This is a genomic window from Desulfogranum marinum (assembly GCF_016918565.1).
In the GTDB taxonomy this organism is placed as follows: domain Bacteria; phylum Desulfobacterota; class Desulfobulbia; order Desulfobulbales; family Desulfobulbaceae; genus Desulfogranum; species Desulfogranum marinum.
Window position 1 is genome coordinate 1 of sequence record NZ_JAFFQD010000094.1, and the last position, 4,843, is coordinate 4,843.

The 4,843-nt window shown below is 38.4% G+C and carries 3 protein-coding genes; all 3 read left to right on the plus strand.

Going from position 1 to position 4,843, the window contains the following annotated elements:
• The first annotated feature begins 388 nt into the window (after window positions 1-388).
• The 3 genes from JWH17_RS22760 to JWH17_RS22770 all read left to right on the plus strand — a co-directional run bounded on the left by JWH17_RS22760 (window position 389) and on the right by JWH17_RS22770 (window position 4,637).
• Window positions 389-1,165, plus strand: a complete 777-nt coding sequence (locus JWH17_RS22760) for a hypothetical protein (protein ID WP_205225003.1) — start codon at window positions 389-391, stop codon at window positions 1,163-1,165.
• Window positions 1,166-1,381: 216 nt separating this feature from the next.
• Entirely contained in the window at window positions 1,382-1,966 is a 585-nt protein-coding gene (locus JWH17_RS22765) for a hypothetical protein (RefSeq protein WP_205225004.1), read from the plus strand.
• Between the two features lie 88 nt (window positions 1,967-2,054).
• Window positions 2,055-4,637: an AAA family ATPase gene (locus tag JWH17_RS22770; protein ID WP_205225005.1), complete on the plus strand. Its 2,583-nt coding sequence runs from the start codon at window positions 2,055-2,057 to the stop codon at window positions 4,635-4,637.
• Window positions 4,638-4,843 lie beyond the last annotated feature (206 nt).

Below are 4,843 nucleotides of genomic sequence, written 5' to 3' on the forward strand. Positions count from 1 at the left end.
GAAGAGAACCGAGGTGCCTAAAACGACGCCAGAAAAACTACCAACTATTAACCAAACCGAGGCACGAAATGCAGGAAATGGAACACCGCAGCAGATATAGTGCAAATAGCTTAAACTAGCGCCATTCGGGTCTGTCCCCTATTACTCACACAAGAATTTTTTCTTATCGGAAAAGTAGTATGGGTAGGACATGAGGTAACGTGAACCTATTGATGTGACGTTATTTTATTAATGATGGAGTAAAATTCGTTAGCCACACTGTAGTAGTTGTTACATGTAAGGGCAAACTACCTAAGTAATATTAGGCAGTTTGCCCTTTTTTTTTATTAATAATCAGACATATAATGGGGCTTGTTTGTTTATAAAAAAATAGGTTTTGAGTCATTAGATGAGAAGAAGAAGAAAAAAGAGTCAGGTGTTTTCGTATGGAGACATTAAATACCAAAAATTTAGGAATGTAGAGACAAGGCCCTACAATATTGGTGATGGTAATTTAGAGGATAGTAGACGCAGTTACAAAAATAATAGAAATTCTATATTACCCTTTTTTATATGTTTTGCAGTTTGCTTCCTTGTAATCGATGGGTCGATTTACGCATATTTTAAATTCATAAAAAAACAACCCGTCATCGAAGGGTTGAAAGAAATACGTCATTCTGCAAGAGAAGTTGTGCATTCTGCAATTGATAGAGTTGCACTAGTAAAAGAGCAAAATGAGAAAAAAACAAAATGGACATCCGTCGCCCCTTATCAATTTGAAAAAGAGATCGAAAAGCCTAAAAGGATCATAGCAAAGGGGAATGGTAATGTTTTCACCTGGAAGGACGAAAAGGGAAAAATTCATGCTTCAAATGTTGAAGTCCCGCAAGATCAACAAATAAACAATTTGACCGTTCAAAAAGAAGTAAACACCTGGGAAAAAGAAACGCCAATTCAATTTATAAAAAATCAAGTCGTGATACCTATAGTACTTAGCCATAAAGGCAAAACTGTGAGAACAGAAATTGTCCTTGATACAGGGGCTTCCCATACCATTTTAAGCAACAGACAGCTTTCTAGGGTAAGAGGCCAATATTTAGGAAATGTAACGTCAACTGTAGCTGATGGCGGAGAAGTTAGAGGACAAAAAAAAGACTTGATTACATCCAAGTTGGCCCATTTATAGAACGAAACTTTGATGTAACAGGTCAAAAATGGGCTGGTGCCGAAAACCGTGGATTATTAGGTATGGATTTCTTGAAAAAGCACCTATTCACGATTGACTCAGAGAGAAATGTCGTTATTTGGCAATAATTTCATTCCAGAATACTAGCCGTAATAAAGGATAAAGATTTTAACCGATTAGGTGTCAGACGACTATTTAACGTTAGCATGAGAAAATATGGCAATACATCAAGGTAATAGCATATTCCATTGGAACTACTTTATTGCATTAGAATCTGATCTGGCAAACCTCTCACGTTTTGTTGAGTTTAATACAGGGAATTTCAGAACATTTTCCATAGAAATAGCACGCTTACTTCAGTCAGCTTGTTCAGAAATTGATATTTTAGCGTATCAGTTATGCGCACACATGGAACCTGGTGAAAGAGTAAATCGAATAGACCAATACCGGCCTATACTTCGACCTGGAATGCCTGATTTGGAATCAACGGTTGTGGAAATTCCTCGATTTGGTTTAACCCTGACACCTTGGGCAAACTGGCAGAGCGATAATACTCCAAATTGGTGGACAGACCATAACAAAGTAAAACATCGAAGAAGTGAGCATTTTGAGAAGGCAAATCTTAAAAACCTACTGAATGCGTCTGCAGGCTTATTATTACTAATAGTATGCTTTTACCGGCTTACAACCGACATTAGATTACTCGATCCACCACCACAATTATTTAAGCTCAATAGAGAATTTGTGCCAGTTGAATTGATTCTTGGTTGTGGTGCGGCGCTTGTTTTGAGAGAGAAATGAAATGATAACTAAACGTTACAAGAGACGCGCAAAAGGCGCGCGCCCCCAGAACTCCACGTTAGATCAACAAATCTAAGGATTTCTGAATATGTCTACGACTGAAGCTAAGCGAAATGTGATAGATTTTCTGTGGGATTGGGCCGAGAGTGCCGGGAATTGGGCTAAGCTACTTGTCCATAAGGTTGTCTCAAAAGAAGATGCTTTGGTCGAAGATGACAGGAAGGTAATTTATAAGGCCTTCTTGCATGATACCGGGCTTGCTACAGAAGAAAAAGAAATACCAGAGATTACCAGACCCAAATTCAGTACATCAGAAGTTGATATTGAACTTGTCAAGATCAGTAATGTTTGCGGTGTAAATCGTCTAGCACCAGGCCAATCATTGAAATTTTCCCCCAACATGACTGTAGTCTATGGCGAGAACGGTTCTGGTAAAACAGGCTATGGTCGGGTGCTAAAGAATTTTGGTTACTGTTATGATACCAAGACCAAGATTCATCCTGACGTGAATGGAGATTGTGATTGCAAGCAATCGGTTTTGATCGACTACAAAGCCGAAGGTTCAGATAAGGTTTTCACTTGGGATGGAGCCAACGAGTGCATAGATCTGGCAGGAGTATCCTTCTTTAACAACAATTGCGTTCATCTCAGTCTGGATGCAGAGAGACACCTATTGGTCAGTCCTATTGGGTTTCATTTGTTTGCAGTCTTGATTGATGAATTGGCTGCTTTAGCAACGTTTCATAAAAGCAGGATTGATTTTCTAGATACATCTTTATACTGGCAAGAGTCATTACATGAAGACACAGAGGTACAAAAACTGGTCACATCATTGACTAAAGATACTAAAGACGAAGACATCACGCCTTTTGAGTCTTTCACAGAGGAACAGGAGAGAGATCTCAAGACAAAAAAAGAAGCGATAAGGAAAGCAAGCAAGGAACTGATCGAGAAGAATATTCTTGAATTAAATCAGTTCGTTTCTGATCTGAACAGGATCAAGACCGTTGTAGAAGGTCACAAAAACCAGATCACAGAGAAACTGATTGCCGACTTTGCTTCAAATCTTTCTAAGTTTGAAAAACTTAAAAACAAAGAACAGGTTGGAATCAAAGATATTGTGGAGAAGAAGGGAGTTGAACTCTATGGCTCTCCTGAATTCATGACTTTCATAAAAGCCGCAGATCAATACATCGCAAAGCTCGATAAAAAGGACTATCCATCTAGTGATGATGAGGTATGTGTTTACTGCCAACAGAAATTGTCAGACAAGTCTTCGCTTGAATTATTGAAAAGTTATAGGAAGGTCTTGAATGACACAACTCAACAGGACATTCAGCAAGTTCAGGGAAAAATTAGCTCTTTTTCTGACGATATTATTGCCGTTTCTGAAGACAATAAATTTTATCAAGCTGTATTCGGAGCAGATGAGAAGGCTGTTGCGATTCAGCCCGTTTTCCTAAAGACTTACAACACAACAATTAGCGATTTCAAAAAGCTAATCGCAGGGAAAGATACAAAAGCAATTAAAGCGTACAAGCTGTTAATTCCTTTTGATAATACAGTCAGTCTACTAGATGAAAAGATAACAAGTCTCGCAGAAGACCTTGAAGGCAAAAAGCAAACCCTTTCAACGCTTAAAGAGGTGGAATCTACCCTTCAAAAAGCGATCAACGAATTAGAAGACAGGAAAAAGTTCAGCGAAAAAAAAGCCGATGTCAAAACTGTCATTTCTAAGCTTAAAATCAAACACGCTCTTGAGTTTAATACCAAAAAATTTTCATCCAGGCCCATAAGTACAAAAACCACTGCTGCAAGAGGTGAGTTGCTTGAGAAGGAATTCCGAACCACTTTTGATGCTGAACTGAAAAGCTTTAGGCGATCAACTACACCAGTTGGGATGACTTTCAGGACTGACAAAGGGCAGTCTAAGATTGTTCAGTTTATCAGTGACGGTTACAAGCTGAATGAGATTTTGAGTGAAGGTGAGCAAAAAGCTATTGCTCTTGCGGAATTTCTAACTGAGCTGAAATTTGATAAAAGAAAATCCCCGGCTGTTTTTGATGATCCTGTAACAAGCCTTGATCACAAGATCATCGAAGAGGTTGCCAGACGGCTCTTGAAGTTGTCAAAAGAAAGACAAGTTGTTATTTTTACTCACAGCATTCTTCTTCTCAACAGTATCCGGCAGTTGTCATCTTCGCCCTTGTACTCTGGCATCGATTTGATCATGTATGAGGTTCAAAAGGACGAAAAGAACACCGGATACTTGCAACAGATTCGTTCTCCAAAGGAAGAATCTTTTTCAAAAATTAAAAAAGAAATCAATAATATCTTTAATTTGCCAGCAAAGGAGCGTAACGAACAAAGAGACAGGCTTGCGGCAAAAGGATATGGTTCTCTAAGATCATTAATCGAAGTTCTTGTTGAGATGCACATGTTATGCGGGACCGTGAAAAGATATCAAAGAAATGTTTCTGTTACCAACTTCGAGAAGATCAAAACAGACAAAATAGATCAGCATCGAGAAAGGCTATCTTCAATATTTAGTCGCTGTTGTGGTTTTATAGACGGCCATACAAACCCTGAAGAGATTGCAGATAAACCAGACCTGGATTCTCTGAAGATTGATTTTAAAGAAGTGATCACAGTCTCAAAAGATTTCATATAATGGGTTTCTCGAATAATTACTACAGCAAAACAAGCGCAAATAGTGTTTTAACTGTCTGAAATATTGATATTATGTTATACTTTTCCATCATCTTCTAAGCCGTTTTTTACTTGATGGAGCCGATATGTTTCAGCCAGGATTCTTCGACCTTGATAATCGGATGCGTAAAATCGACAGCAACGGTGACCCTCTTACCAAAATTAATC

Excerpts from the sequence above, each read along its gene's own strand:
- JWH17_RS22760 (WP_205225003.1), top strand. The coding sequence starts at position 389 with ATGAGAAGAAGAAGAAAAAAGAGTCAGGTGTTTTCGTATGGAGACATT.
- JWH17_RS22765 (WP_205225004.1), top strand. The coding sequence starts at position 1,382 with ATGGCAATACATCAAGGTAATAGCATATTCCATTGGAACTACTTTATT.
- JWH17_RS22770 (WP_205225005.1), top strand. The coding sequence starts at position 2,055 with ATGTCTACGACTGAAGCTAAGCGAAATGTGATAGATTTTCTGTGGGAT.